The organism is Streptomyces sp. iso_384 (assembly GCF_056172905.1).
In genome coordinates this window covers 5,844,002-5,866,326 of sequence record NZ_JBWBTT010000001.1, presented here as the reverse complement: position 1 = coordinate 5,866,326, position 22,325 = coordinate 5,844,002, and the positions used below count along the sequence as shown (strand labels likewise).

Here is a 22,325-nt window from a genome sequence, read left to right as displayed (position 1 = left end):
TTCCCGGTCACGCGGTTGTGGACATCGCGGTCACCCGGCACTCAGCCGGTCCCGTACACTTCTTACGGCGATCCGGGTCACCGGGTCGACTTCGCACGCCCCGCCACCTCCCTCTTCTCGGAGGTGGCCGCGCTCCTCGGTCCCTCGTGGCACGGCGCGTCGGGGCGTCAGGCGCGAGCGCAAACCTGCGGTCGCGATAACCGAGTACCTCAAGGAGTACGGCCATGGCCGTCGTCACGATGCGGGAGCTGCTGGAAAGCGGCGTCCACTTCGGTCACCAGACCCGTCGCTGGAACCCGAAGATGAAGCGCTTCATCTTCACCGAGCGCAACGGCATCTACATCATCGACCTGCTCCAGTCGCTGTCGTACATCGACCGCGCCTACGAGTTCGTCAAGGAGACCGTCGCCCACGGCGGCTCCATCATGTTCGTGGGTACGAAGAAGCAGGCCCAGGAGGCCATCGCCGAGCAGGCGACGCGCGTCGGCATGCCGTACGTCAACCAGCGTTGGCTCGGTGGCATGCTCACCAACTTCTCCACCGTCTACAAGCGCCTTCAGCGTCTGAAGGAGCTCGAGCTCATCGACTTCGAGGACGTGGCCGCCTCCGGCCTCACCAAGAAGGAGCTCCTGGTCCTCTCGCGCGAGAAGGCCAAGCTGGAGAAGACCCTCGGTGGTATCCGCGAGATGCAGAAGGTGCCCAGCGCCGTCTGGATCGTCGACACCAAGAAGGAGCACATCGCCGTCGGTGAGGCGCGCAAGCTCCACATCCCGGTCGTCGCGATCCTCGACACCAACTGCGACCCCGACGAGGTCGACTACAAGATTCCGGGCAACGACGACGCGATCCGCTCCGTCACCCTGCTCACCCGCGTGATCGCCGACGCCGTCGCCGAGGGCCTCATCGCCCGCTCCGGTGCCGCCACCGGTGACTCGAAGCCGGGCGAGAAGGCCGCCGGCGAGCCCCTCGCCGAGTGGGAGCGCGACCTGCTCGAGGGCGACAAGAAGGACGAGACCGCGGCTGCCGCCGAGGTCCAGTCCTCCGCCGAGACCGAGAAGGTCGCCGACGCCGAGAAGCCGGCCGAGGCCGTCGCCGAGGCCGAGGCCGCTGTCGAGGCTCCGGCCGCCGAGGCTCCGGCCGCCGACGCTCCGGCCGCCGACGCGGACGCCGAGCAGGCCTGACACCCGTCACGGCTACTGACGGCGGGGGCCGACGCCACAAGCGTCGCCCCCGCCGTTCACCCGTAGATCTTTCAGACTTCGAGAGAGACATACAGACTCATGGCGAACTACACCGCCGCTGACGTCAAGAAGCTCCGCGAGCTCACCGGCGCCGGCATGATGGACTGCAAGAAGGCGCTCGACGAGGCCGACGGCAACGTCGACAAGGCCGTCGAGGCGCTCCGTATCAAGGGCCAGAAGGGCGTCGCCAAGCGCGAGGGCCGTTCTGCCGAGAACGGTGCCGTCGTCTCCCTGATCTCCGAGGACCAGACGTCCGGCGTCATCCTCGAGCTGAAGTGCGAGACGGACTTCGTCGCCAAGGGCGACAAGTTCCAGGCCGTCGCCAACACGCTCGCCGCGCACGTCGCCGCGACCTCCCCGGCCGACATCGAGGCGCTGCTCGCCTCCGAGATCGAGGCCGGCAAGACCGTCCAGGCGTACGTCGACGAGGCCAACGCCAACCTCGGCGAGAAGATCGTCCTGGACCGCTTCGCGCAGTTCACCGGCGCCTACGTCGGTGTGTACATGCACCGCACCATGCCCGACCTGCCCCCGCAGATCGGTGTTCTGGTCGAGCTGGACAAGGCCGACGCCGAGTTGGCCAAGGGCATCGCGCAGCACATCGCCGCCTTCGCCCCGAAGTACCTCTCCCGCGAGGACGTCCCGGCCGAGGTCGTCGAGGCCGAGCGCCGCGTCGCCGAGGAGACCACGCGTGCCGAGGGCAAGCCCGAGGCCGCGCTCCCGAAGATCGTCGAGGGTCGCGTCAACGGCTTCTTCAAGGAGGCCACCCTCCTCGGCCAGCCGTACGCGCTGGACGCCAAGAAGTCCGTCCAGAAGGTCCTGGACGAGGCCGGTGTCACCCTGAAGCGCTTCTCGCGCATCAAGGTCGGCATCTGAGTCCGTCCGGGCGAACAGCGCCGGACCCGATAGGGTCTGACGCAGTCGACGGCCGCACCCACGCCGGACGACCGCAGATCTGACGAGGAGGCCATTGCCGCTGTAGGGACACCAGACCCACCGGCAATGGCCTTCTTCGTATGTGCACGAGGAGAATTTCCATGGACAAGGGCGCGGACGCCATTCAGGCCGACGACAAGCACGACGACAAGGGCTCCGGGCGCTTCATGCTGAAGCTCTCCGGTGAGGCGTTCGCCGGTGGCGGTGGCCTCGGCGTCGACCCCGACGTCGTGCACACCATCGCCCGCGAGATCGCCGCCGTCGTACGCGACGGCGCCCAGATCGCGGTGGTCATCGGAGGAGGCAACTTCTTCCGTGGTGCCGAGCTCCAGCAGCGCGGCATGGACCGGGCCCGGTCCGACTACATGGGCATGCTCGGCACCGTCATGAACTGCCTGGCACTCCAGGACTTCCTGGAGAAGGAGGGCATCGACTCGCGCGTCCAGACCGCCATCACCATGGGCCAGGTCGCCGAGCCGTACATCCCGCTCCGGGCCGTCCGGCACCTGGAGAAGGGGCGCGTCGTGATCTTCGGCGCCGGTATGGGCATGCCGTACTTCTCCACCGACACCACCGCCGCCCAGCGCGCCCTGGAGATCGACGCCGAGGCGCTGCTCATGGGGAAGAACGGCGTGGACGGGGTCTACGACTCCGACCCCAAGGCCAACCCCGACGCGGTCAAGTTCGACGCTCTGGAGTACGGCGAGGTGATCACCCGCGACCTGAAGGTCGCCGACGCCACCGCCATCACGCTCTGCCGCGACAACGAGCTCCCGATCCTCGTCTTCGAGCTGACCGCCGAGGGCAATATCGCTCGTGCGGTCAAGGGTGAGAAGATCGGCACGCTCGTGAGCGACGCGAGTACCCGGGCCTGACGGCCCCCCAGGATGGACAACGGCCTGCCGGTCGGACACCGTGCAGGTGAGGACGCGACGCAGGACCCGCAGGGCGCGGCGATGACGACGCCGGGCCCACCCAAGACACGCAGGAGCACGTGGTGATCGAAGAAATCCTCCTCGAGGCCGAGGAGAAGATGGAGAAGGCCGTTGTCGTCGCGAAAGAGGACTTCGCCGCGATCCGTACCGGCCGTGCGCACCCGGCGATGTTCAACAAGATCGTCGCCGACTACTACGGCGCGCTGACCCCGATCAACCAGCTGGCCTCGTTCTCGGTTCCCGAGCCGCGGATGGCCGTCGTGACGCCGTTCGACAAGACCGCGCTGCGCAACATCGAGCAGGCGATCCGCGACTCCGACCTCGGCGTCAACCCGAGCAACGACGGCAACATCATCCGGGTGACCTTTCCCGAGCTCACCCAGGACCGCCGCAAGGAGTACATCAAGGTCGCCAAGACCAAGGCCGAGGACTCCAAGATCTCGATCCGCTCCATCCGCCGCAAGGCCAAGGAGAACCTCGACAAGCTCGTCAAGGACAAGGAGTCCGGCGAGGACGAGGTGCGCCGCGCCGAGAAGGAGCTCGACGACACCACCGCGAAGTACGTCGCGCAGGTGGACGAGCTGCTCAAGCACAAGGAAGCCGAGCTGCTCGAAGTCTGATGAACGACTCTTCCTGGGGCGCCCCGCAGGGAGCCGGTTACTGGGGCACGCCCGAGATGAGCGCCGCCCCGGCGGGTCCTGCCCACGATGTGCGTGATGCCCAGCAGACTCGGCCCATGCCCAACGTGCCGGACGTTCCCGACGCAGGTAGAGACGCAGCCGACCGCGACGACCGGGACAGGGATGCCGCTCACGTCAGCGGCCCCCTGTTCCGTGACGAGATGCCGCAGGAGCCCATGTCCACCCCGCTGCCGCCCCCGCCGCAGAAGAAGCGTGCGGGGCGTGATCTGCGCGCCGCCATAGGGGTCGGCGTGGGTCTCGGCGCCGTCATCGGCCTCTCGCTGTTCATCGTGAAGGCCGTCTTCATCGGCGTGATAGTGATCGCCGTCGTCGTCGGCCTGTGGGAGCTCACCTCCCGCCTCCAGGAACGCAAGGGCATCAAGGCGCCCCTGGTGCCGCTGGCCGTCGGCGGAGCCGCGATGGTCGTCGCCGGTTACGCACGGGGTCCCGAGGGGGCCTGGATCGCGATGGCCCTGACGGCTCTCGCCGTGCTGGTCTGGCGGATGACCGAACCGCCGGACGGGTATTTGAAGGACGTCACGGCCGGGGTCTTCGCGGCGTTCTACGTGCCGTTCCTGGCCACCTTCGTGGCTCTCCTGCTGACGGCGGACGACGGATCGTGGCGGGTGCTGACCTTCCTGGTCCTCACCGTGGTCAGCGACACGGGGGCCTACGCCGTCGGCTGGCGCTTCGGCAAGCACAAGCTCGCCCCGCGCATCAGCCCCGGCAAGACCCGTGAGGGCCTGTTCGGAGCCGTCGCCTTCGCGATGGTCGCCGGCGCGCTGTGCATGGAGTTCCTGATCGACGGCGGCGCCTGGTGGCAGGGGCTGCTGCTCGGCTTCGCGGTCGCCGTCAGCGCCACCCTCGGCGACCTGGGCGAATCCATGATCAAGCGGGACCTCGGGATCAAGGACATGGGCACCCTGCTCCCCGGTCACGGCGGCATCATGGACCGGCTGGACTCGCTGCTGCCGACCGCACCGGTCGTCTGGCTGCTGCTGGTGCTGTTCGTGGGCTCCGGCTGAGCTTCCCGGCACCTCGGCACCCCGTCCCACCTGCACGTTCCACGAGTGAGGGTCCGTCGTCCACAGGGCGGCGGGCCCTCATCCGTCTGTCTGCGACACTGGATGAACCATGCCTAAGCCCGGAGAACTGGTAGTTGTCTGGCCGCGACTGGCCACTGACCAGGACATTTGCTTCCCTGGGCGGGCCATTCGCATGCCCCTGGGCCGTCTCGGGGCCGTGGGGGTTCCGCCGCCCCGCCCGGCTGGCACGGTGCCTAAGCGGGATATTTGATCATGAACGCATGAACGCCGTGGATGAAGAGGCGCACCTGATGCTCGTCGTACTTCTCGTAGTTTCCGTGCGCGGCCTGGTTTCGTAGGTCCATCCAGGCGGTGATCTGCTTTTGTTGCAGCCCGTCGTACACGCCGGCCTTCTTGAGGTCGGCGTTCATGCTGTCAGCCTTCCTCGGTTTGCCGTCGGGTAGCTCCGTGTCGATTTGGTGTTTGACGCATAGGGCACGCACGTGGACCTCAAGTGAGGTGCCTGTGACAACCGCCGCCGGGTCCTTGTATCCCTTGCCGAGCAACTCTTGTGACATCTCCAAGTAGTCGCTATAGGTACCCGCGTGCACCAGTTCAACAAATGACGCAGTCCACCCAGCCGCGATGTCGGCGTGAAGACCGTCGGCGATGGCGATCAGCTCATCAAGCTTGTACGCGAGCGGCTTGGTGCGATGCTGGTTTAGTTGCTCTACGTAGGCCGATCCCGGTAGGGCGATGCGCTCGATGGCGGCTTCGAGGCGGTTCGAAAGGATGCGCCCTCTCGCTGCTTCGGAAGCGCGATAAGTCCAATCGTCCCTCAGCGTGATCTGAGAGGCTTCCTTGATTAGCAGGTCGAGCTGGTTCGCCAACTTGCTGATATCGGCCAACGCTATACCTCCGGCTGTGAGTTGCTGAGCGCTGAACAGATCAGCATACTCCCAGGCATGCACTAGGGGCAGGAGAGTGCGCGACAACTGCTCAAGCGCCTTCACTCGGGAGCGTCAGGCATGGACGGCCCGCCGTGAGGTGGCACTTCGCATCGCTGCGCGACGGAGGGTCCTTCTTCGGCATCACGGGGTCCTCGGTGCTGACATCAGGGCAGCATCGACTGCTTTGCGAGTCCGTTCCTGGCTAGCAGGCATCAGGTGGGCGTACACGCGTAGTGTGAGGGCCGGATCTGTATGCCCGAGGTACTGGCTGACCGCCTTGATGCTCTCGCCAGCGTCCAGCAGCACCGACGCATAGAAGTGCCGAAGCGCGTGCATGCCGTGTTCGCGAGCGGACTCGTACTTGCCGTTGTGTGCGTCCGGGATGAGACCTGCCATCGCAAGGGCTGGCTTCCACTCCTGGATATTGAAGTTGCTGCGCCAGACGACTCCGGATGCTGTGTTCGTGAACAGGAGACGGGTCGTCACCTGCGGGCCGTCAGGCTTCCGCCACGGGAGGGTGACCTCAACCGGCTTGCAGTTCCCCATGTGGGATCGCAGGGCTTCGGCCACCGAGGACGGAAGCGGGACGTCCCGCTCCTTGCCGCACTTCGGTGGAGAGAACACGGCTTTGCCTTGGATGAGCTTCACCTGCCGAACGACCCGCAGAATGCCAGCCTCGAAATCGATGGCGTCCTCAGCGAGTCCCACGATCTCCCCCTGCCGGAGCCCGCAACCAGCGCCTGTGTCCACCATGGTCCGGTAGCGCTCAGGGAGGGCACGGCGGACCGCCTGGACATGTGAGGGCAGCCAAGGAATGACCCGCCGCCGTTCGACCGATGGCGGGCGCACGGACTTTGCGGAGCACGGGTTGCGGGGGAGGAGACCGTCGTCCACGGCCGCACTCAGTACGGCTCGAACGTCGCCGTAGATGTTGCGTGCGTATGCCCCGCTCACGCCAGGGTTGGCCTCAAGGGCGCTCACCAGGTCGCGAAGGTGTTCCGGCCGGAAGGAGTCGAGCGGGCGTGAGCCGAGGATGGGGAAGGCGTGCAGGCGTAGCCGCTGCTCGGTGACGATCTGGCTCGACAGGTCCGCGCTGTGCGCCTTGAGCCACCTCTCGGAGTAGCCCTTGAACGTGACTCGGGCCGCGCGAGGGTCGATGTACTGGCCCCGAGACATGTCAGAGGCGACGTTGGCGAGCCACTGCTCAGCAAGACGCTTCTGCCGGTCGGGAAAGCTCTTGGACTTCTCGGTGCCGTCGGGGCCGACGTAGCGGGCCCGGTAGCGGAGTCCGGAGCCGTATCGGTCGCTTTTGACCCGGCGTTGCTTTCCGTCGGGTCCTGGTTCGGTCTTGTACCAGCGGTCTTGAATGTGGCCGGCCAACGTGGTGCTCCTGTCGGGGATGCGTCAGGGGCGCAACCGGTGTGGTCGCGCCCCTGTGGGTGTTTGTGGTGTGGGTCAGGCGGCAGCGTGCTCGGCTTCGGTGAGGGTGTTGATCCAGGCGTGGACGGCGGTGGGGTCGTAGCGGAGGTGTTTGCCGATGCGGAAGCCGGGCGGGCCGGTGCGCTTCTTGCGCCAGGCGTAGACGGTTTCGAGCGGGACGGAGAGCAGGGCGGCGATGTCCTCGGGGGTGAAGTAGCGGTCGGGGAGCCCGCCCCGGAGGGCGGCGCGGGGGTCAGATGTCATGGGTTCTCCCGGGCGCGGGGATGCGGGGGCGTCGCCCCCTTTCACTCAGGTCCGCTACTTCCGCTACCTCCGCTACCGCCCTGGTCAGGGGCTTGTTTGAGGTAGCGGATGGGGTAGCGGTAGCGGATGGGTGCCGCTACCGGACCCGCTTGTGGAGGGAGTGGGTCCGGTAGCGGGTAGCGCTCAGGTAGCGGAGGGGAAGAGGGTTGCCGCTACCGTTTCCAGGGCGTTGACCTGCGGGGTAGCGGAGGTAGCGGAGGTAGCGGCCCCTGAGGGGGGTGGGGGGCAGTACCGCTGCCACGCGTCGTGGAGATCCAGGGCGTAGTAGCCCTTGAGGACGGTTCCGGCGGTCTTGATGTTGCGTGCCTTGACGGGGGTGTTGTCGCTGGTCATGTACTCCCCGAGCATCTTGGCCAGGCCCCGGGAGTCGAGCGGGCGTCCGCTCATGTCGGCCCACGGTGCCTCGTCCAGGGCGCAGAGCCGGTCGAGGATGGCGACGGTCGGCATCCTGTCGATGCCCGCCATCACGTGGTCGCGGAGGTCGGTGAGCAGCCGGATACCGAGAGATCCCTTGTCGTCGGCGCGGGCGGCGTTGACCAGCTCGACGCAGGCGGCGCGGGCGCGCTGGGGCCAGTCGCCCCCGGCGGCGTCCGCGACGGACAGCAGGGGCTCCCACACGTCGGCGGGCCGGTCGGTGACCCCTTCGGGCATCTCGGGCCACCGTCCGGCCACGTCATCGCGGACGGTGTCGGCCCACTGAGCGAGCCGGTCTCGCAGGGCGTTGCCCTCGGCCTCGTGGAGGCGGGCCCGGAAGGGCTCGACGTGTTCGTTGCGGGCCCGCCGGCGCATGCGGATGATGACGGATCGGGTGGTGATGGTGTCGGGCAGGTAGCCGAGACCGGCGACTGCCACGGCGGTGTAGGACGGGAACTCGACAACGGTCTGGTTGCCGCCGTCTCCGATGCACCGGTAAGTGACTCCGGAGCGGCGGTGACCGGCGTTGAGGAAGCCGCGCAGTTCCTCGTTGTCCCCGGCCTTGGGGCCAAAGACGGTGTCGATCTCGTCGAACAGGATCGTCGGCCGCCCGGCGGGGTCGGAGACCGACCGGAACAGGGCGGCGGCACGTGCGTTCACGGCGAGCATGGGGCGCGGGACCAGGGTCTCCACCACCTCCAGTGCCCGGGACTTCCCCGAGCCCGGTTCCGGGGAGAGGAACGCCAGGCGCGGGGTGGAGTCGAACGCTTCGAGCAGGTGGGCGTGTGCGTCCCACAGGGCGACGGCGACGTAGGCGGCTTCGCGGGGGAACACGTTGAAGCGGCGGTGGAAGGCTTCCACCTCGGTCAGCAGCGCCGCACCGTCGATGGTGGGCCCGGCAGGCTGGTTGGGGGTGTTCATGCGGCGTTCCTCCGGTGCTGCTCGGTGCGCGGGCAGTGGTCGACGCGGGCGCGGGTGGTCAGTTCGGTGACGCGGTCACGGCCCCGGGCGCGTTCGTGGTGGCCGCAGGCGCAGAGCCAGTCGGCGGCGGGGATCTGGTTGCGGCCGAGCCCGCGCACGGTGAGGCCGGGGCGGATGCCGGTCACCGTGACCGTGTGCGGGTCAGGGAGAACAGCAACGCGGACGCCTTCGGCGACGCCTTTCGGCACGCCACCACCGGCCGGTCCTGCGGCCCGGTTTGCGGCCTGCGGGCTGTTCGGGGTGGCAGCCAGGCTCTTAAGGCGGTGATTCGGGGCGGTGGTCATGCCGGCCGCCCGGGGTTGTTGGCGATGGACCAGTTCAGAGCGCTGGTCACGGCGGCGCGGCACTCGTTCTCCCGGAGGCCGGCCGCCAATCCCGCCGAATTAAGAGCCTGCTCCACCTCATGGCGGCCGAGGTCGCCGGACGGGATGAACCGCCCCAGAGCACGGGCGGCCCGAACCAACGTCCAGTTCCGCACACCCTCCCCAGCCCCGGCGACGGCCGCCGTTTCGGCCCTGAGGGCCGCTGCGGCGTAACGAGAGGCCCGAACCGGCATGGGCGCGGCCGTCAATGCCCGGGACGACTGACGAGGTGTCAGAAGGTCGTACAGCCATTCCGGGAGCGGTACGGGCTCGGCCGGGTCGACCACCTCGTACGCACCGTTCGGGAGGGTGCTGCCGGCGGCGACGACGTAGCCGCCGTGGGCGCGGGTGTCGATGTGCTTGCCGAGCCTGCCCGCGCTGTTGCCGAGCCGGACCCCTGTGGGGGCGGTGAAGTACAAGTGGTGTCCACCGCTCGCGGTCCGGGTCCGGTAGGTGGCGGGGACGGGTTGCCCGGCGCGCTCGCAGAGCGCTTGCAGGGAAGTGACGCCGTCAGGCGTTCCTTTCGGGTCCTTGGCCTTGACCGGGTCCAGGTCCACCACGACCAGCCCGGACGGGCCCGTGGCCAGGCCGACGTTGAACGCGCCGACCGACCACGCCTTGCGGATGCGGTCGGGATCGGTGGTGGCCCGATGCTCCCACTTCCGGTGCCCGCCGGCGCAGTCGCCGGTACCGGAGCACGCGGTCTCGCCGTGGAGAGCGGGCCGCTTGTCGGCCGGCCGCAGGGGAAAGACATGCCATCCGCGTTCGGCCGCGTTCAGGGCGGCGTTGAGGAGGTGGGTGTTCATGCGGCCACCGCCCACGGGTTGGTCCAGGCGGCGGGAGTGGCTCCGAGGAGCTGTCCATAGGCGTGGTGTGCCTGGCGGGGGATGACGCCGTTGCCGAGGATGCGGAGCTGTTCCTTACGCGGGATGCCGGGGATGTCGGTGACCCAGCCGGCGGGCAGGCCCATGAGCCATTCCGTGAAGAACGGCGACAGGCGGCGGTTGCCGCGCATGCCCGGTTCGGTGGGGCAGGGGGCGGGGCGGCCGGTGATGTGTTCCCAGCGGCGGATGGCGGGCCCGTAGTCGATGCCGTCGGTGGAGATCCAGCTCCCGCTGTAGGGGAGCCGGTTGACGACGAACTCGTTCAGCGGGCGAGCGTTGAAGTCCATCAGGTTGGAGGCACCCGACCGCCAGTCCCGCGCGGCCGGCGTGGGGACCAGCCTCAGGACTCGGGCGGGGGTGCCGGGAGCCGGGTGACTGCGGTGCGCAGGTTCAGCCCACCCTTGCGCTTGGGAGACGTGCCGGGGCCGCCAGTGCCGTCCGAGGTGGTGGGGGTCGGCATCAGCGGGATGGGCAACTGCGAACCACCGGTCGCGCTCGTGCGGGGCCCCGACTTCGGGGTCACCAGCTCGTAGACATGTCCACCGGACGCCATACCCGATCGCGGCCAGGTCCTGGGCGACGACGTCCAGCCCCCGCGAGCGGAGCGCCGCCACGTTCTCCAGGAAGACGTAGCGCGGTCGAACGACGCCCACAGCCGCAGCGACGTTCTTCCAGACCCTCGACCACTGGCCACTGATCCCATCCTTCCGTCCGGCGTTGCTGATGTTGCGGCACGGGAACCCCGCCCCGACGACGTTGGGCCGGTACAGGTCACGGACCCGCTCCCAATCGGTGCGGGTGATGTCTCCCAGGTTCGGCACCCCCGGGTGGTGGGCGGCGAACACGGCGGCGGCGTAGGGGTCGTTCTCGGCGTAGGCGACCGGGACCGCACCGACACCGGCGCTCAGCGCGGTCTCCAGTCCGCCATAGCCGGCGCACAGCGCCACGGCTCGTAAGGTCCCGTCCGGCACTCGCCGGATGGGGGTGGGTTGGGTCATGCTGGTGTCTCCAGTTCTCGTGAGTGGGTTTCTGGACGAGGGCGGCCCCGGCTTTGGCGAGACGGGGGCCGCCCTCCTTGGTTGGTGTGGTCAGGCGGCCTTGTCGGCGGTGAGTCCGCCGTCCGGCCGGCGGGTGATGTGGCCGGTGTCGGTGAGGCGCTTGACGGCCTTGGACACCGTCCCCTTGGACAGCCCGGTGGTCTCGGCCAAGTCCTTCTGCCGTACCGGCGTTCCGGCGGTCTCGATCGCGTCGAGGATTCGCGCGTCCGTCCCGTCCACGGCCGCCACGACCGGGGCGGCGCTGGTCGGCTTCACGAGGGTGAGCGTCGGGGCCGTCCCGGTGGCGGTGGTGGGTGTGGTGGTGCGGGACCAGATGGGCTGGTCGGGCAGGGCGATGACGACGGCCTTGTCCATGTAGCGGACCTTGACCGGATCGGGGCCCCGCTTGCCGTCGCGGATGAGCGCGACGCCGGGCGCGGGAAGCTCGTCCGCGTTCCAGCCCTTGGCCTGTGCGTCCTCACCGAGGACGACGCGGGCCTCGGCAGGGGTGCGGACGGCAAGGCAGATCGAGGTGCTGATCTGCGGGGCGATCTGCTTGGGGACGCCGTCGCCGATGGTGGGCTTCTGCGTCATCCACCACAGGTCGATGCACGCCGCCCGCCCCATCCGGGCGATCGACTCCAGACCCGGCAGGGCGCTGCGGGTGCGGACCTTCGTCTTCCCGTCGCCGTCCTCCTCGGGGAAGGGGACCTTGTCGGCGGCGGTGACGACTTCCGCGCCCTCGTCCACGACGACGGTGATGCGGGGCCGGTCGGGGGTGGGGCCCCAGGTGTCCTGTCCCTTGGGCAGGACGTTGAGCCGGTCGTGCATCTCGGCTTCCAGCTCGTCCACCACTGCGATGACGTCTTCGGGGGTGGAGGCGACGCGGGCCCGGTGGTCCCACAACCGGCCTTCCACGCGCTTGAGGTCGATGATGACCAGCGCGTTCGTGTCGCCCTCGGAGGCGTCGAACAGGAGCGGGCGGGACGCGACGCTCTTGCCCGCCCCGGACCGGCCCGCGATCAGCAGCCGTTCCCCCAGGGGGACGGTGACGTGTTCGCCGGTGACGGTGTCGATGCCGAGCGAGCGCCGCTCCGGGGCCCACAGGAGGTCGTCGCCGTCGGCGGCGCTGCGGGTGCGCAGGGTCAGTTCGGCCCAGCCGCCCTGCTTCCCGGCCTTGATCTGGAACCGCAGCCCGGTGCGGGCACCGAGCAGGGCGCGGATGTGGTCTTCGGAGCCGCGCAGTTTGGTGGTGGTCCACTGTCCGTCGAGGCGGACCGCGACGACGATCCCGGACTCGGTCAGGCGCGGCCGGCCGGTCAGCGTCCCGGCCAGGCCGCGCTGTTCGGCGTGCTCGCGCCAGTGCTCGGGCTGGAGCCGCTTGAGCAGGTCGCGTTCCTCGGCGGTCGGCTCGATCGGGGAAGCCGCGGGGCGGTGGAGCATCGCCCACAAGACTGCTCCGGCGATGGCGACGCTCACGGCGACGGCCGCCCACATCCACACCCGCCCCGGCACGAGCGGCAGCCCCACGTATCCGGTCGCGGCGGTGACGGCGGCGGCTTTGGAGGCGACCAGCCACATCGGGTCGGGCACGTGCCGCTTGGCGGTGGCGAGTTCGCGCTCGGCGCGGTGGACGAGGGTGGTGACCTTCTGGGGGTCGGTGGCCTGTGCCTGTGCGAGGGCGGCGCGGGCGTCGCGGACCAAGGGCTTGCGGGTGGCTCGGAGGGTGCGGCGGCGGTCGGATTCCTTGGACCAGCGGTCGGCGGTCCAGCGGGCGGCGGTGGCTGCGTACTGGCGGTGGGTCTGCCAGGCTGATGGGTGACTCACGGGTTCCTCTCCAAGGGCTATGAGTCGGTGGGGGCGGGCCCGGCATGGCCCGCCCCCACACGCGGGTGTGTGTACGCGCGGTGATGGAGTTTCCGGTTTCCTGGTTTCCGACAGGGGCCCCTACGCGTGTGCGCGCGAGACGGGAAACTTCCGTCACGCTGCGTCGCTACGGGGGTCCTGGCGGCCGAACAGGGGCCGGGGGGTCTCAACCCACCCGGAAGGGGGTCCGGCGCACCTGTGGGGCGCTGGGCGGTTTCAGTGGGTGGAGCGGCCGAACCACCGGTTGTGGACGGTGGTGTTGTGCACCGTCGCGGGCCGCCCGCCACCGAGGACGGCGGGGGCGATGCGGGAGGCGACGACGGCGATCGCGGCCCACATCACGAGCGACCCCAGCCCGGCGGCGGCACTGACGAGCTGACCGGCACCGAGGAGAAGCTGACCGGCACCCCACCCGGCACCGCCGGCGAGCAGTCCGCCGGCGGCGATGCGCTGGGCGCGCGGGTCGAACAACGGCTGCGGAGTCAGGTCACGCGGCTGGTGGACGGCGGGGGCGGTGGGCAGGTGCTCACGCAGCACGGCAACCATGCTCCCGTCCGGGCCGGGGACGTAGACGACCGTCCCGGCCCGCTCGGCGTGGAGCTGCACCGTGCCCGTGGTGGGGGCGGGCGGTGCGGTGGGCCGGGTCGGCAGGACGTGTTCGGCGGGGGTCATGGGGGCGTGTCCTTCCTGGTCGGCGGGGTGTCGTGGCAGGTGACGCACATGCCGAGCGAGCGCGGGATGCAGTACCCCACGTCGGTGCGGCAGTTGGGGCAAGTGCGGCGGGCGAGCATCGCCGCAGCGAGCGCGGCGGCGCGGGCGGGGGTCATGGGGCGTACGGGCTTTGCCCGGTCGACCCTGTAGAGGTAGGCGACCAGCGGCCCACGGCGACGCCGGGGCCGGTGGACTTCCGCGACGACGTCCTGACCACCCGGCCGCAACCCCAGCGTGCGGAGCTGACGGCGGGTCGCCAGACCTTCGGGGGCGAGCCGCCACCGGTAGCAAGGAAGCGCGCTCACGATGACGCGCCCTCAAGGACGAGCCCGGCACTGTCGCGGTGCTCCTGGTAGCGGGCGGTCACCCAGCCGGTGGACCAGCCGCACAGCTCGGCGGCCTGCCGGATGGACAGCCCGGCCCCGAACGCGGCCCGGACCGTGGCCCGCGCCCGCTCCTCACCCTGCTTCTCCACAGCAGGCCCGGCGGACAGCAGCGCCTGGCGTTCACGCTCGGCCTGCTGCTGTTCACGCTCGCGCTCACGGCGCTCACGAGCCTCCCGATCCCGAGCCTCCAACTCCCGGCGCTGGGCAGCCTCGCGTTCAAGGCGTTCACGCTCGGCCTGCTGCTGTTCACGCTGGCGCTCACGGTGTTCACGGGCCTCACGCTCAGCCCGCTCCCGAGCCTCCGCCCGCTCGCGCTCCTCACGCCGCGCCGCGTCCTCGCGGGCGGTCTGTTCACGGGCGATCAGCGCTTCATGCTCACGCTGTTCACGCGCCAACTGGGCGGCGTGCTCCCGCTCCTCACGCTGCCGCCGATCGTGTGCCTCGCGGCGTTCGGTGGCGGCCTGCTCGCGTTCGGCGCGCTCTGCCTTGAGCTGGGCTTCGCGGGCGGCCTGGGCGGTGGTGATGGCGCGCCGGTAGGCGAGTCCGGTCTCTGCGGTGACGATCAGTAGGAGCGGTGCGACCGCGTGGACAGCGGCCCCGACCAGGTCCTTCTTCAGCGCGGAGTCGGCCACGTTCAGGGCCAGGGTCATGGCCCCGGTCATCCACCGCAGAGCGATGGGCCACCGGCCACCGTGCCCACCCAACGCTGCCAGGACCGCATCCAGGCGGACCACGATGACGACCGCCGCGTCCACGACGAGCGGCAGGATCGGGGCCGTCCACTCCCACCCCTTCGGGCTGTGCCGCTCCATCAGTGGCGTGACCGTGAGGATGGAGAACAGCATTGCCCCGCCCACGATCAGCCACGTGCCGACCGAGAGTGCGCGTTCCGCTGAACGGATCTGAACACTGTTCACGACGCCGCCCCCTCAGCCGGTGCGGGCGTCGGAACCATCCCGAAGCCGATCAGGCTGACCGTGACCCCGTCCACGAGCGTGCACGCCTGCACCCACATCAGAGACTCCCGCGTGCGGTAGTCCACAGCGAGGTGGGTGATCTCCATGGCGGACCGCCACACCTCGAAGGAGGCCAGCCCGTCATCGTGGAACGACAGCTCGACCTGATCCGCGAAATGCGGGGAGGCCTGAACGATCGGCGCGGGCAGGTCCGGGAACTGCTTCGTCAGCTCTGCCAGCACCACCACGGTGGCGGACAGCATGCTCATCGTCGGACCGCTCATGCCGCACCGCCCGACACCGTGGTGTCCGTCTCGGCGGCGGTGCGGTTGGCCAGGTCCCGGCGTGTGGCCAGCACCCGCCGGCGGGCCCGGCGGATACGCCGCTCGTCCAGCTCGGTCGGCGTACGGTCGATGGTCATGATCTGCGCGTCGAGAAGGGCGACCTCCGCCAGGATCAGCGGCGACTCGGTCTCGATCGCGTCCAGCTCGGCGTCCGACGGCTCACCGTCGAACGGGGCGGCGGCCGTAACGGCGGCCTGAAGTGCTGCGATGCTCTTCATCGGGTCAGTTCCTCTCAGACAGGAACGGCTCGCAGAGACCCTCGGGGGTGCCACCCCGGGGGTCTCGCCGTTGGAGCCATCCGGCTCCCCTCGGCCCCGCCCGTACAGCACCGCGTGAAGCGGACTGGACGGGCAGAGGAGGCAACCGGCGCGGCGAGAGACGCCGCGAATCGGTGGAAGATGACCGGCTGCCCGCAGGCCCCGCAGGGCCTGACGCGCGAGGGTGGAACGGCGCTGCCCTACCGGCCTGTCACGGGAGCGCCCGGACATGTAACTGCCTCACTTGATGACTCCTTCATGCCGCTGAACAGGGGATATGCACTGCAAGGGGGACCGCGTCCCCACTCTCCGGCCGTTGCTCGCGGTCGCCGGGCCACCTCGCCAGTCGGGCCGAAGCCCATTGCGTCCTACCTGGCCTTTAGCGGGATTGCAGCGTCCCCGCCCTCTGCATTCGTGCAGGTCGAAGCAGCCCAAAGAAGGCCCCTTCTGCGTGGTTCACCGCCCTTTCCGGAAGTTCCGGATCGGGCGATGGCCACAACCAAGAGACTGGACCGGTGGACCGGTCCAGTCAAGCGACGGACTCACGCTTCGTCGTGTCGCGGCGACAGAAAGTGCAGGTGGAGCGGCATTTCGAGGCAACAAAAAAAGCTGAACCGGTGGACCGGTCCAGCAGTTTCGTTTGCCGTTTTCTGCCTACATTGCGTACGTGTCGACCTGTTCGAACAGTGAGGACGGTGTGACGCCTTCCTCGCAGACCAGCGGCTTCCCCTGCTCGTCGTACGCGGTGTGCAGCAGTACGGCTACCGGCGTCCCCTCCGGTACCCCTAGGCGGTCCGCTTCCGTCTCCGACGCGCCGCGCACAGTGGTTACGTCCACGCCTTCTGCCGGGCCCCGCCCGGTCTGACGTCGGACGTATCGCGTCGTCCCTTCCGCGATCGGGGCGGTGTCTGCCAGGCGCGGCGAAACCTCCGCGACCTCCGGAGGGAACCACGCCTCAACGCAGCTATTCGGCGTTCCGTCCGGGAGCTGGAGCACGCGAACGCGCCGAAGCGCCTTCGCCCCGGGTGAGAGTCCAAGGGTGGCGGCGACCCGGGCGGGGGGTTCCGCCCAGTCGGGCTCGCCGACGCGAAGGAACGGCATCCCGCCCAAGATGCGCGCCGACCCGGCACGGCGAGCGCCGGCGGGACGTGCCACGGGCGTTTCCGTGACGACGAACCCGGTCCCCTGCTTGGCCACGACCACACCATCGTTTCGCAGTACATCGACTGCCTTGATCGCGGTGGCGCGTGACACATCCCACTGCTCGGCCAGCTCTCGGCCGGACGGAATAGTGTCCCCGGGCTCGATCTCACCAGCGGCGATGCGGGCGCGCAGGAACTCTGCGATCTCTTCGTACTTCAGGACTGCCATGGCTTCCCCTATTTCCTGCGCTGGACTGGTCCACCGGTACACACGATACTGCGACCATGTCGAATCTCGAATTGGCTCCCTCCGTGATGCGGTTCTATGGCGAGACGGTCAACGAGGACAGTCGTCTGCGCAGCTCGGCAGACGGCCGGATGGAACTGGTCAGAACTCAGGAACTCCTCCGACGCTTTCTGCCCCCCGCGCCGGCGCGCGTGCTCGACGTGGGCGGGGGGACCGGGATTCACGCTGAATGGCTGGTGAAGGACGGCTACGACGTCGCCCTGGTAGATCCGGTGCCCCGTCACGTTGAGGCCGCGTCGGCCGTGTGCCCGGCGGTCGTCGGGGACGCCCGCGACCTGCCCGAGCCGGATGACACCTTCGACGTCGTGCAGCTCCTCGGGCCGCTGTACCACCTGCCCGACCCCGCCGACCGGCAACGGGCGCTCGCGGAAGCCTCACGCGTGGCAAAGCCCGGTGGACTGGTCGCCGCCGCCGCGATCAATCGCTATGCGTCGCTCTTCGAGCACGTCACGTACGCCCACCTGCACACCGAGCGGATTCACAACTCCGTCTCCAAGATTCTGGAGACGGCGGTCTACGACGGATCGCGGGGGTTCACCCTGTCGTACTTCCACCGGGCCGAAGACCTGGTGACGGAGCTGGTCGCCTCCGGGCTGGAGAACGTGCAGGTCTTCGGCATCGAGGGCCCGGCCTGGTCGCTGGTGAAGGCGGCAGAGCAGCAGCCGGGCGACGGTCCCACGGATGAGCTGATCGCCTCAGCCATGGACGCGGCCCGTATGGCAGAGCCGTACCCGGAACTGCTCGCCGCCAGCTCGCACCTCTTGGCCGTGGGTACCGTCCCGGCCGGCAGCGCTGGCTGACGGCCCTGACCTGCGGACGGGGGCGTGGGGCCGGGCCGTCTGTGGGCCGTCGAGGGGTAGCCAACGACGACCCACAACCACCATCAACGCCCGGTACCGGCCCGCCCGGGTCGTCGCTGAGCTGGGCGACGACCCGGGGCACCTCGGCGTGTCTGCGACACTGGATGAACCATGCCTAAGCCCGGAGAACTCACTTTCGTCGCGCCCCGCGGAGCCAAGAAGCCGCCGCGGCACCTCGCCGACCTCACGCCCGCCGAGCGCAAGGAAGCGGTCGCCGCGACCGGTGAGAAGCCGTTCCGCGCCCAGCAGCTCTCGCAGCACTACTTCGCGCGGTACGCGCACGACCCGGCCCAGTGGACCAACATCCCGGCCGCGTCGCGGGAGAAGCTCGCCGAGGCGCTGTTCCCCGATCTGATGTCCGTGATCCGGCACATCAGCTGCGACGACGACACCACGCGCAAGACCCTGTGGAAGCTGCACGACGGCACGCTCGTCGAGTCCGTCCTGATGCGCTACCCGGACCGCGTCACGATGTGCATCTCCTCGCAGGCCGGCTGCGGCATGAACTGCCCCTTCTGCGCCACCGGACAGGCCGGCCTCGACCGCAATCTGTCGACCGCCGAGATCGTGCACCAGATCGTCGACGGCATGCGCGCCCTGCGCGACGGCGAGGTGCCCGGCGGCCCGGCGCGGCTCTCCAACATCGTCTTCATGGGCATGGGCGAGCCGCTCGCCAACTACAACCGCGTCGTCGGCGCGATCCGCCGGCTCACCGACCCCGAGCCGGACGGCCTCGGCCTCTCGCAGCGCGGGATCACCGTCTCCACCGTGGGCCTGGTCCCGGCCATGCTGCGCTTCGCCGACGAGGGCTTCAAGTGCCGCCTCGCGGTCTCGCTGCACGCCCCGGACGACGAGCTGCGCGACACCCTGGTCCCCGTCAACACCCGGTGGAACGTCCGCGAGGTGCTGGACGCCGCCTGGGAGTACGCGGAGAAGTCCGGCCGCCGGATCTCCATCGAGTACGCCCTGATCCGGGACATCAACGACCAGGCCTGGCGCGGCGACCTGCTCGGCCGGCTGCTCAAGGGCAAGCGGGTGCACGTCAATCTGATCCCGCTCAACCCCACGCCCGGCTCCAAGTGGACCGCCTCGCGTCCCGAGGACGAGAAGGCGTTCGTCGAGGCCATCGCGGCCCACGGCGTGCCCGTCACGGTCCGGGACACCCGGGGTCAGGAGATCGACGGAGCCTGCGGTCAGCTGGCGGCCTCCGAGCGCTAGCGACTCCCGGGCGGCCTCGTGAAGACCGGTGGCCTCACGGTCCGGCCGAAAACCGCCGGTGTAGCCTGGGCCCGAAATCAACTTCATATTCCGACAGGGGAGCGCCACAGCGCTGAGAGTGCGGCACCAAGGACAGGTTGGCCGCAGACCCTCTGAACCTCGCCCGGGTCATTCCGGGTAGGAAGTTCGGACCTTACTCAAGCTGTTGCGCCCTGCCCGCTTCCGGTTCGCCGGACAGCGGGCGGGGCCGCGTCTCTTCCTGGTCACCTCCAGGAGGAATCAGATGAACACCACCACGAAGTACGCGGCGACCGCGCTCGCCGCCGCCCTCGGCGTCACCGTGCTCGCGGGCTGCGGCGGCGACGACGGTTCGGCGGGCTCCGGCGCCTCCAAGGGCAGCGGCTCCAAGACCGTCACCCTGGTCAGCCACGACTCCTTCAACGTCTCGGACAAGGTGCTGAAGGCGTTCACGAAGGAGACCGGCTACACGGTCGAGATCCTCAAGAGCGGCGACGCCGGGGCCGCGCTCAACCAGGAGATCCTGACCAAGGGCTCCCCGCGCGGCGACGTCTTCTTCGGCGTCGACAACACCCTGCTCTCCCGCGCCCTCGACAACGGCCTGTTCACCGCGTACGAGGCCAAGGGCCTGGACACCGTCACGGCGGACACGCAGACGGACGAGAAGCACCGCGTCACGCCCGTCGACACCGGCGACATCTGCGTGAACTACGACAAGAAGTACTTCGCCGACAAGAAGCTCGCGCCGCCGAAGACCTTCGCGGACCTGATCAAGCCCGCGTACAAGAACCTCCTCGTCACCGAGAACGCCGCCAGTTCCTCGCCCGGTCTCGGCTTCCTCCTCGGCACCATCGCCGCCGAGGGCGAGGACGGCTACGAGGGGTACTGGAAGAAGCTCAAGGCCAACGGTGTCAAGGTCGTCGACGGCTGGGAGCAGGCGTACAACGAGGAGTTCTCCGGCTCCGCGGGCGGCAAGAAGGCCAAGGCCGACCGGCCGCTCGTCGTCTCCTACGCCTCCAGCCCGCCCGTCGAGGTGCTCTACGCCGACCCGCAGCCGAAGGAGGCCCCCACCGGGGTGGCCACCGGCACCTGCTTCCGGCAGACCGAGTACGCCGGGCTGCTGACCGGGGCGAAGAACGAGGCGGGCGGCAAGGCGCTGCTGGACTTCATGATCAGCAAGACGTTCCAGGAGGACATGCCGCTCAACATGTTCGTGAACCCGGTCGTGAAGGACGCCGAGCTGCCGGAGCTGTTCACGAAGCACGGCGATAGTGTCGAGACGCCTCCCACCGTCGCGCCCGAGAAGATCACCGCCAACCGTGAGCAGTGGATCCAGTCGTGGCAGTCGCTGGTCCTGAAGTAGGGCCCAAGGAGAGGACCGCCCGCTCCGCGCCGCCCGTCCGGGGGGCCGGGCGGCGCGGAGCCGCGGTGCGGCTCGGCCTGATGGCCGTGCCCGTCGCGTTCTTCGCGGTGTTCTTCGCCTACCCCGTGACCGCGATCGTCGGCCGCGGCCTCAAGGCGGGCGGCGACTGGCAGTTCGGGCGGATCGGTGACGTACTGGCCCGCCCGGACATCCTCGACGTCCTCTGGTTCACCACCTGGCAGGCCCTCGCCTCGACCGCGCTCACCCTGCTGATCGCGCTGCCCGGGGCGTATGCCTTCGCGCGCTTCGACTTCCCGGGCAAGCAGGTGCTGCGGGCGGTCGTCACCGTGCCGTTCGTGCTGCCCACCGTCGTCGTCGGCACCGCGTTCCTGGCGCTGCTCGGGCGCGGCGGGCTCCTCGACGAGCTGTGGGGCGTCCGTCTCGACACCACCGTGTGGGCGATTCTGCTGGCCCATGTCTTCTTCAACTACGCCGTGGTCGTCCGCACGGTGGGCGGGCTCTGGTCCCAGCTGGACCCGCGCCAGGAGGAGGCCGCGCGGGTGCTGGGCGCCGGACGGTTCGCCGCCTTCCGCCGGGTGACGCTGCCCGCGCTCGCCCCGGCCGTCGCCGCCGCCGCGCTGATGGTCTTCCTCTTCACGTTCACCTCCTTCGGCGTCGTACAGATCCTCGGCGGACCGGCGTACTCCACCCTGGAGGTGGAGATCTACCGGCAGACCGCGCAACTGCTGGACCTGCCGACGGCCGCCGTGCTGACCCTGGTGCAGTTCGCCGCGGTCGGCGGAATCCTCGCCGTGCACGCCGCGACCGTACGCCGCCGGGAGCGGGCGCTGAAGCTGGTCGACCCGGCGCAGACCTCCCGCCGGCCGCGCGGCCCCGGACAGTGGGCGCTGCTCGGCGGCGTCCTGCTCACCGCACTGCTGCTGATCCTGCTGCCGCTCGGTGTGCTGGTGGAGCGATCCCTCGACGGAGCAGACGGCCCCGGGGGTTACGGCTTCGGTTACTACCAGGCCCTCCAGTCGGTCGGGGCGGGCGGCTCCTCCACTTTCCTGGTGCCGCCGCTGGAGGCCGTCGGCAACTCCCTGCGGTACGCGCTCGTCGCGACGCTCATCGCCCTCGTCATCGGCGGGCTCGCGGCGGCGGCCCTGACCCGGCGGGCCGGGCGACTGGTCCGGGGCTTCGACGCCCTGCTGATGCTGCCGCTCGGGGTCTCCGCCGTGACCGTCGGCTTCGGCTTCCTGATCACCCTGGACAAGCCGCCGCTGGACCTGCGGACCTCCTGGATCCTGGTCCCGCTGGCACAGGCGCTGGTCGGCGTCCCCTTCGTCGTACGGACCATGCTGCCGGTGCTGCGGGCCGTCGACGACCGGCTGCGGGAGGCCGCCGCCGTGCTCGGGGCCTCGCCGCTGCGGGCCTGGCGGGAGGTCGATCTGCCGCTGGTGCGACGGGCGGTGCTGGTCGCGGCGGGCTTCGCCTTCGCCGTCTCCCTCGGGGAGTTCGGCGCGACGGTCTTCATCGCCAGGCCCGACAACCCGACCCTGCCGGTGGCCGTGGCCCGGCTGCTGGGCCGGTCGGGGGAGCTCAACTACGGGCAGGCGATGGCCCTCAGCACGATTCTGATGCTGGTGTGCGCGGTGTCGCTGCTGCTCCTCGAACGTATCCGCACCGACCGATCCGGGGAGTTCTGAACG

The 22,325-nt window shown here is 69.6% G+C and carries 23 protein-coding genes; 9 read left to right on the top strand and 14 right to left on the bottom strand.

Annotation, left to right across the window (positions count from 1 at the left end):
- Nucleotides 1-224 precede the first annotated feature (224 nt).
- From rpsB to AC0VY3_RS26170, 5 genes are all read left to right on the top strand, one after another.
- Nucleotides 225-1,181, top strand: coding sequence for a 30S ribosomal protein S2 (gene rpsB, locus AC0VY3_RS26190; RefSeq protein ID WP_475550728.1), 957 nt, complete (start codon nt 225-227; stop codon nt 1,179-1,181).
- A 99-nt stretch (nt 1,182-1,280) separates the two neighbouring features.
- Nucleotides 1,281-2,117, top strand: coding sequence for a translation elongation factor Ts (gene tsf / locus AC0VY3_RS26185; RefSeq protein WP_030629547.1), 837 nt, complete (start codon nt 1,281-1,283; stop codon nt 2,115-2,117).
- Nucleotides 2,118-2,278: 161 nt separating this feature from the next.
- The gene (pyrH, locus tag AC0VY3_RS26180) at nt 2,279-3,052 is read left to right on the top strand and encodes a UMP kinase (RefSeq protein WP_103507113.1); all 774 of its coding nucleotides are present in this window, start codon (nt 2,279-2,281) and stop codon (nt 3,050-3,052) included.
- A gap of 122 nt (nt 3,053-3,174) precedes the next feature.
- On the top strand, nt 3,175-3,732 hold the full coding sequence (gene frr, locus AC0VY3_RS26175) for a ribosome recycling factor (protein ID WP_006127917.1): 558 nt from the start codon (nt 3,175-3,177) through the stop codon (nt 3,730-3,732).
- The gene (locus AC0VY3_RS26170; RefSeq protein ID WP_103507112.1) at nt 3,732-4,817 is read left to right on the top strand and encodes a phosphatidate cytidylyltransferase; all 1,086 of its coding nucleotides are present in this window, start codon (nt 3,732-3,734) and stop codon (nt 4,815-4,817) included. Before frr ends, AC0VY3_RS26170 begins: the two co-directional genes overlap by 1 nt.
- A 254-nt stretch (nt 4,818-5,071) precedes the next feature.
- On the opposite strand, the gene AC0VY3_RS26165 is transcribed toward AC0VY3_RS26170, so the two are convergent.
- The 14 genes from AC0VY3_RS26165 to AC0VY3_RS26100 all read right to left on the bottom strand — a co-directional run bounded on the left by AC0VY3_RS26165 (nt 5,072) and on the right by AC0VY3_RS26100 (nt 17,079).
- Nucleotides 5,072-5,830, bottom strand: a complete 759-nt coding sequence (locus AC0VY3_RS26165; protein WP_475550727.1) for a hypothetical protein — start codon at nt 5,828-5,830, stop codon at nt 5,072-5,074.
- Nucleotides 5,831-5,908: 78 nt separating this feature from the next.
- Nucleotides 5,909-7,147, bottom strand: a complete 1,239-nt coding sequence (locus AC0VY3_RS26160) for a tyrosine-type recombinase/integrase (protein WP_367539012.1) — start codon at nt 7,145-7,147, stop codon at nt 5,909-5,911.
- Between the two features lie 75 nt (nt 7,148-7,222).
- Nucleotides 7,223-7,450 carry a helix-turn-helix transcriptional regulator gene (locus tag AC0VY3_RS26155; protein WP_367539011.1) on the bottom strand — a complete coding sequence of 76 codons (228 nt, stop codon included), beginning with the start codon at nt 7,448-7,450 and terminating at the stop codon, nt 7,223-7,225.
- Nucleotides 7,451-7,633: 183 nt separating this feature from the next.
- Nucleotides 7,634-8,845 carry a DUF3631 domain-containing protein gene (locus AC0VY3_RS26150; protein ID WP_367539009.1) on the bottom strand — a complete coding sequence of 404 codons (1,212 nt, stop codon included), beginning with the start codon at nt 8,843-8,845 and terminating at the stop codon, nt 7,634-7,636.
- Nucleotides 8,842-9,189: a hypothetical protein gene (locus AC0VY3_RS26145; protein ID WP_475550726.1), complete on the bottom strand. Its 348-nt coding sequence runs from the start codon at nt 9,187-9,189 to the stop codon at nt 8,842-8,844. The genes AC0VY3_RS26150 and AC0VY3_RS26145 overlap by 4 nt, the downstream gene beginning before the upstream one ends.
- Complete coding sequence (locus AC0VY3_RS26140; RefSeq protein WP_367539006.1) at nt 9,186-10,073, bottom strand: bifunctional DNA primase/polymerase; 888 nt, start codon at nt 10,071-10,073, stop codon at nt 9,186-9,188. Before AC0VY3_RS26140 ends, AC0VY3_RS26145 begins: the two co-directional genes overlap by 4 nt.
- Entirely contained in the window at nt 10,070-11,149 is a 1,080-nt protein-coding gene (locus AC0VY3_RS26135) for a DNA cytosine methyltransferase (protein WP_475550725.1), read from the bottom strand. Before AC0VY3_RS26135 ends, AC0VY3_RS26140 begins: the two co-directional genes overlap by 4 nt.
- Nucleotides 11,150-11,239: 90 nt before the next feature.
- A complete protein-coding gene (locus tag AC0VY3_RS26130; RefSeq protein WP_367539002.1) occupies nt 11,240-13,015 on the bottom strand; it encodes a MarR family transcriptional regulator in 1,776 nt (591 codons plus the stop codon).
- A gap of 255 nt (nt 13,016-13,270) precedes the next feature.
- On the bottom strand, nt 13,271-13,726 hold the full coding sequence (locus tag AC0VY3_RS26125) for a hypothetical protein (protein ID WP_367539000.1): 456 nt from the start codon (nt 13,724-13,726) through the stop codon (nt 13,271-13,273).
- A complete protein-coding gene (locus AC0VY3_RS26120) occupies nt 13,723-14,070 on the bottom strand; it encodes an RRQRL motif-containing zinc-binding protein (RefSeq protein WP_367538998.1) in 348 nt (115 codons plus the stop codon). The genes AC0VY3_RS26125 and AC0VY3_RS26120 overlap by 4 nt, the downstream gene beginning before the upstream one ends.
- Complete coding sequence (locus AC0VY3_RS26115) at nt 14,067-15,068, bottom strand: DUF2637 domain-containing protein (RefSeq protein ID WP_367538996.1); 1,002 nt, start codon at nt 15,066-15,068, stop codon at nt 14,067-14,069. The genes AC0VY3_RS26120 and AC0VY3_RS26115 overlap by 4 nt, the downstream gene beginning before the upstream one ends.
- A complete protein-coding gene (locus AC0VY3_RS26110) occupies nt 15,065-15,370 on the bottom strand; it encodes a hypothetical protein (RefSeq protein ID WP_367538994.1) in 306 nt (101 codons plus the stop codon). Before AC0VY3_RS26110 ends, AC0VY3_RS26115 begins: the two co-directional genes overlap by 4 nt.
- A gap of 17 nt (nt 15,371-15,387) precedes the next feature.
- Nucleotides 15,388-15,669 carry a DUF6284 family protein gene (locus AC0VY3_RS26105; RefSeq protein ID WP_367538992.1) on the bottom strand — a complete coding sequence of 94 codons (282 nt, stop codon included), beginning with the start codon at nt 15,667-15,669 and terminating at the stop codon, nt 15,388-15,390.
- 693 nt (nt 15,670-16,362) lie between these two features.
- Complete coding sequence (locus AC0VY3_RS26100) at nt 16,363-17,079, bottom strand: GntR family transcriptional regulator (protein ID WP_367538991.1); 717 nt, start codon at nt 17,077-17,079, stop codon at nt 16,363-16,365.
- 56 nt (nt 17,080-17,135) lie between these two features.
- Here AC0VY3_RS26100 and AC0VY3_RS26095 point away from each other — a divergent pair, with 56 nt between their 5' ends.
- The 4 genes from AC0VY3_RS26095 (at nt 17,136) to AC0VY3_RS26080 (ending at nt 22,322) form a co-directional block, all read left to right on the top strand.
- Entirely contained in the window at nt 17,136-17,957 is an 822-nt protein-coding gene (locus AC0VY3_RS26095) for a class I SAM-dependent methyltransferase (RefSeq protein ID WP_367538989.1), read from the top strand.
- 171 nt (nt 17,958-18,128) lie between these two features.
- Nucleotides 18,129-19,235: a dual-specificity RNA methyltransferase RlmN gene (gene rlmN / locus AC0VY3_RS26090; protein WP_030085148.1), complete on the top strand. Its 1,107-nt coding sequence runs from the start codon at nt 18,129-18,131 to the stop codon at nt 19,233-19,235.
- Nucleotides 19,236-19,518: 283 nt separating this feature from the next.
- Nucleotides 19,519-20,616: a thiamine ABC transporter substrate-binding protein gene (locus tag AC0VY3_RS26085; RefSeq protein ID WP_475550724.1), complete on the top strand. Its 1,098-nt coding sequence runs from the start codon at nt 19,519-19,521 to the stop codon at nt 20,614-20,616.
- 80 nt (nt 20,617-20,696) lie between these two features.
- Entirely contained in the window at nt 20,697-22,322 is a 1,626-nt protein-coding gene (locus AC0VY3_RS26080; protein WP_103507126.1) for an ABC transporter permease, read from the top strand.
- The last annotated feature ends 3 nt before the right edge of the window (nt 22,323-22,325 follow it).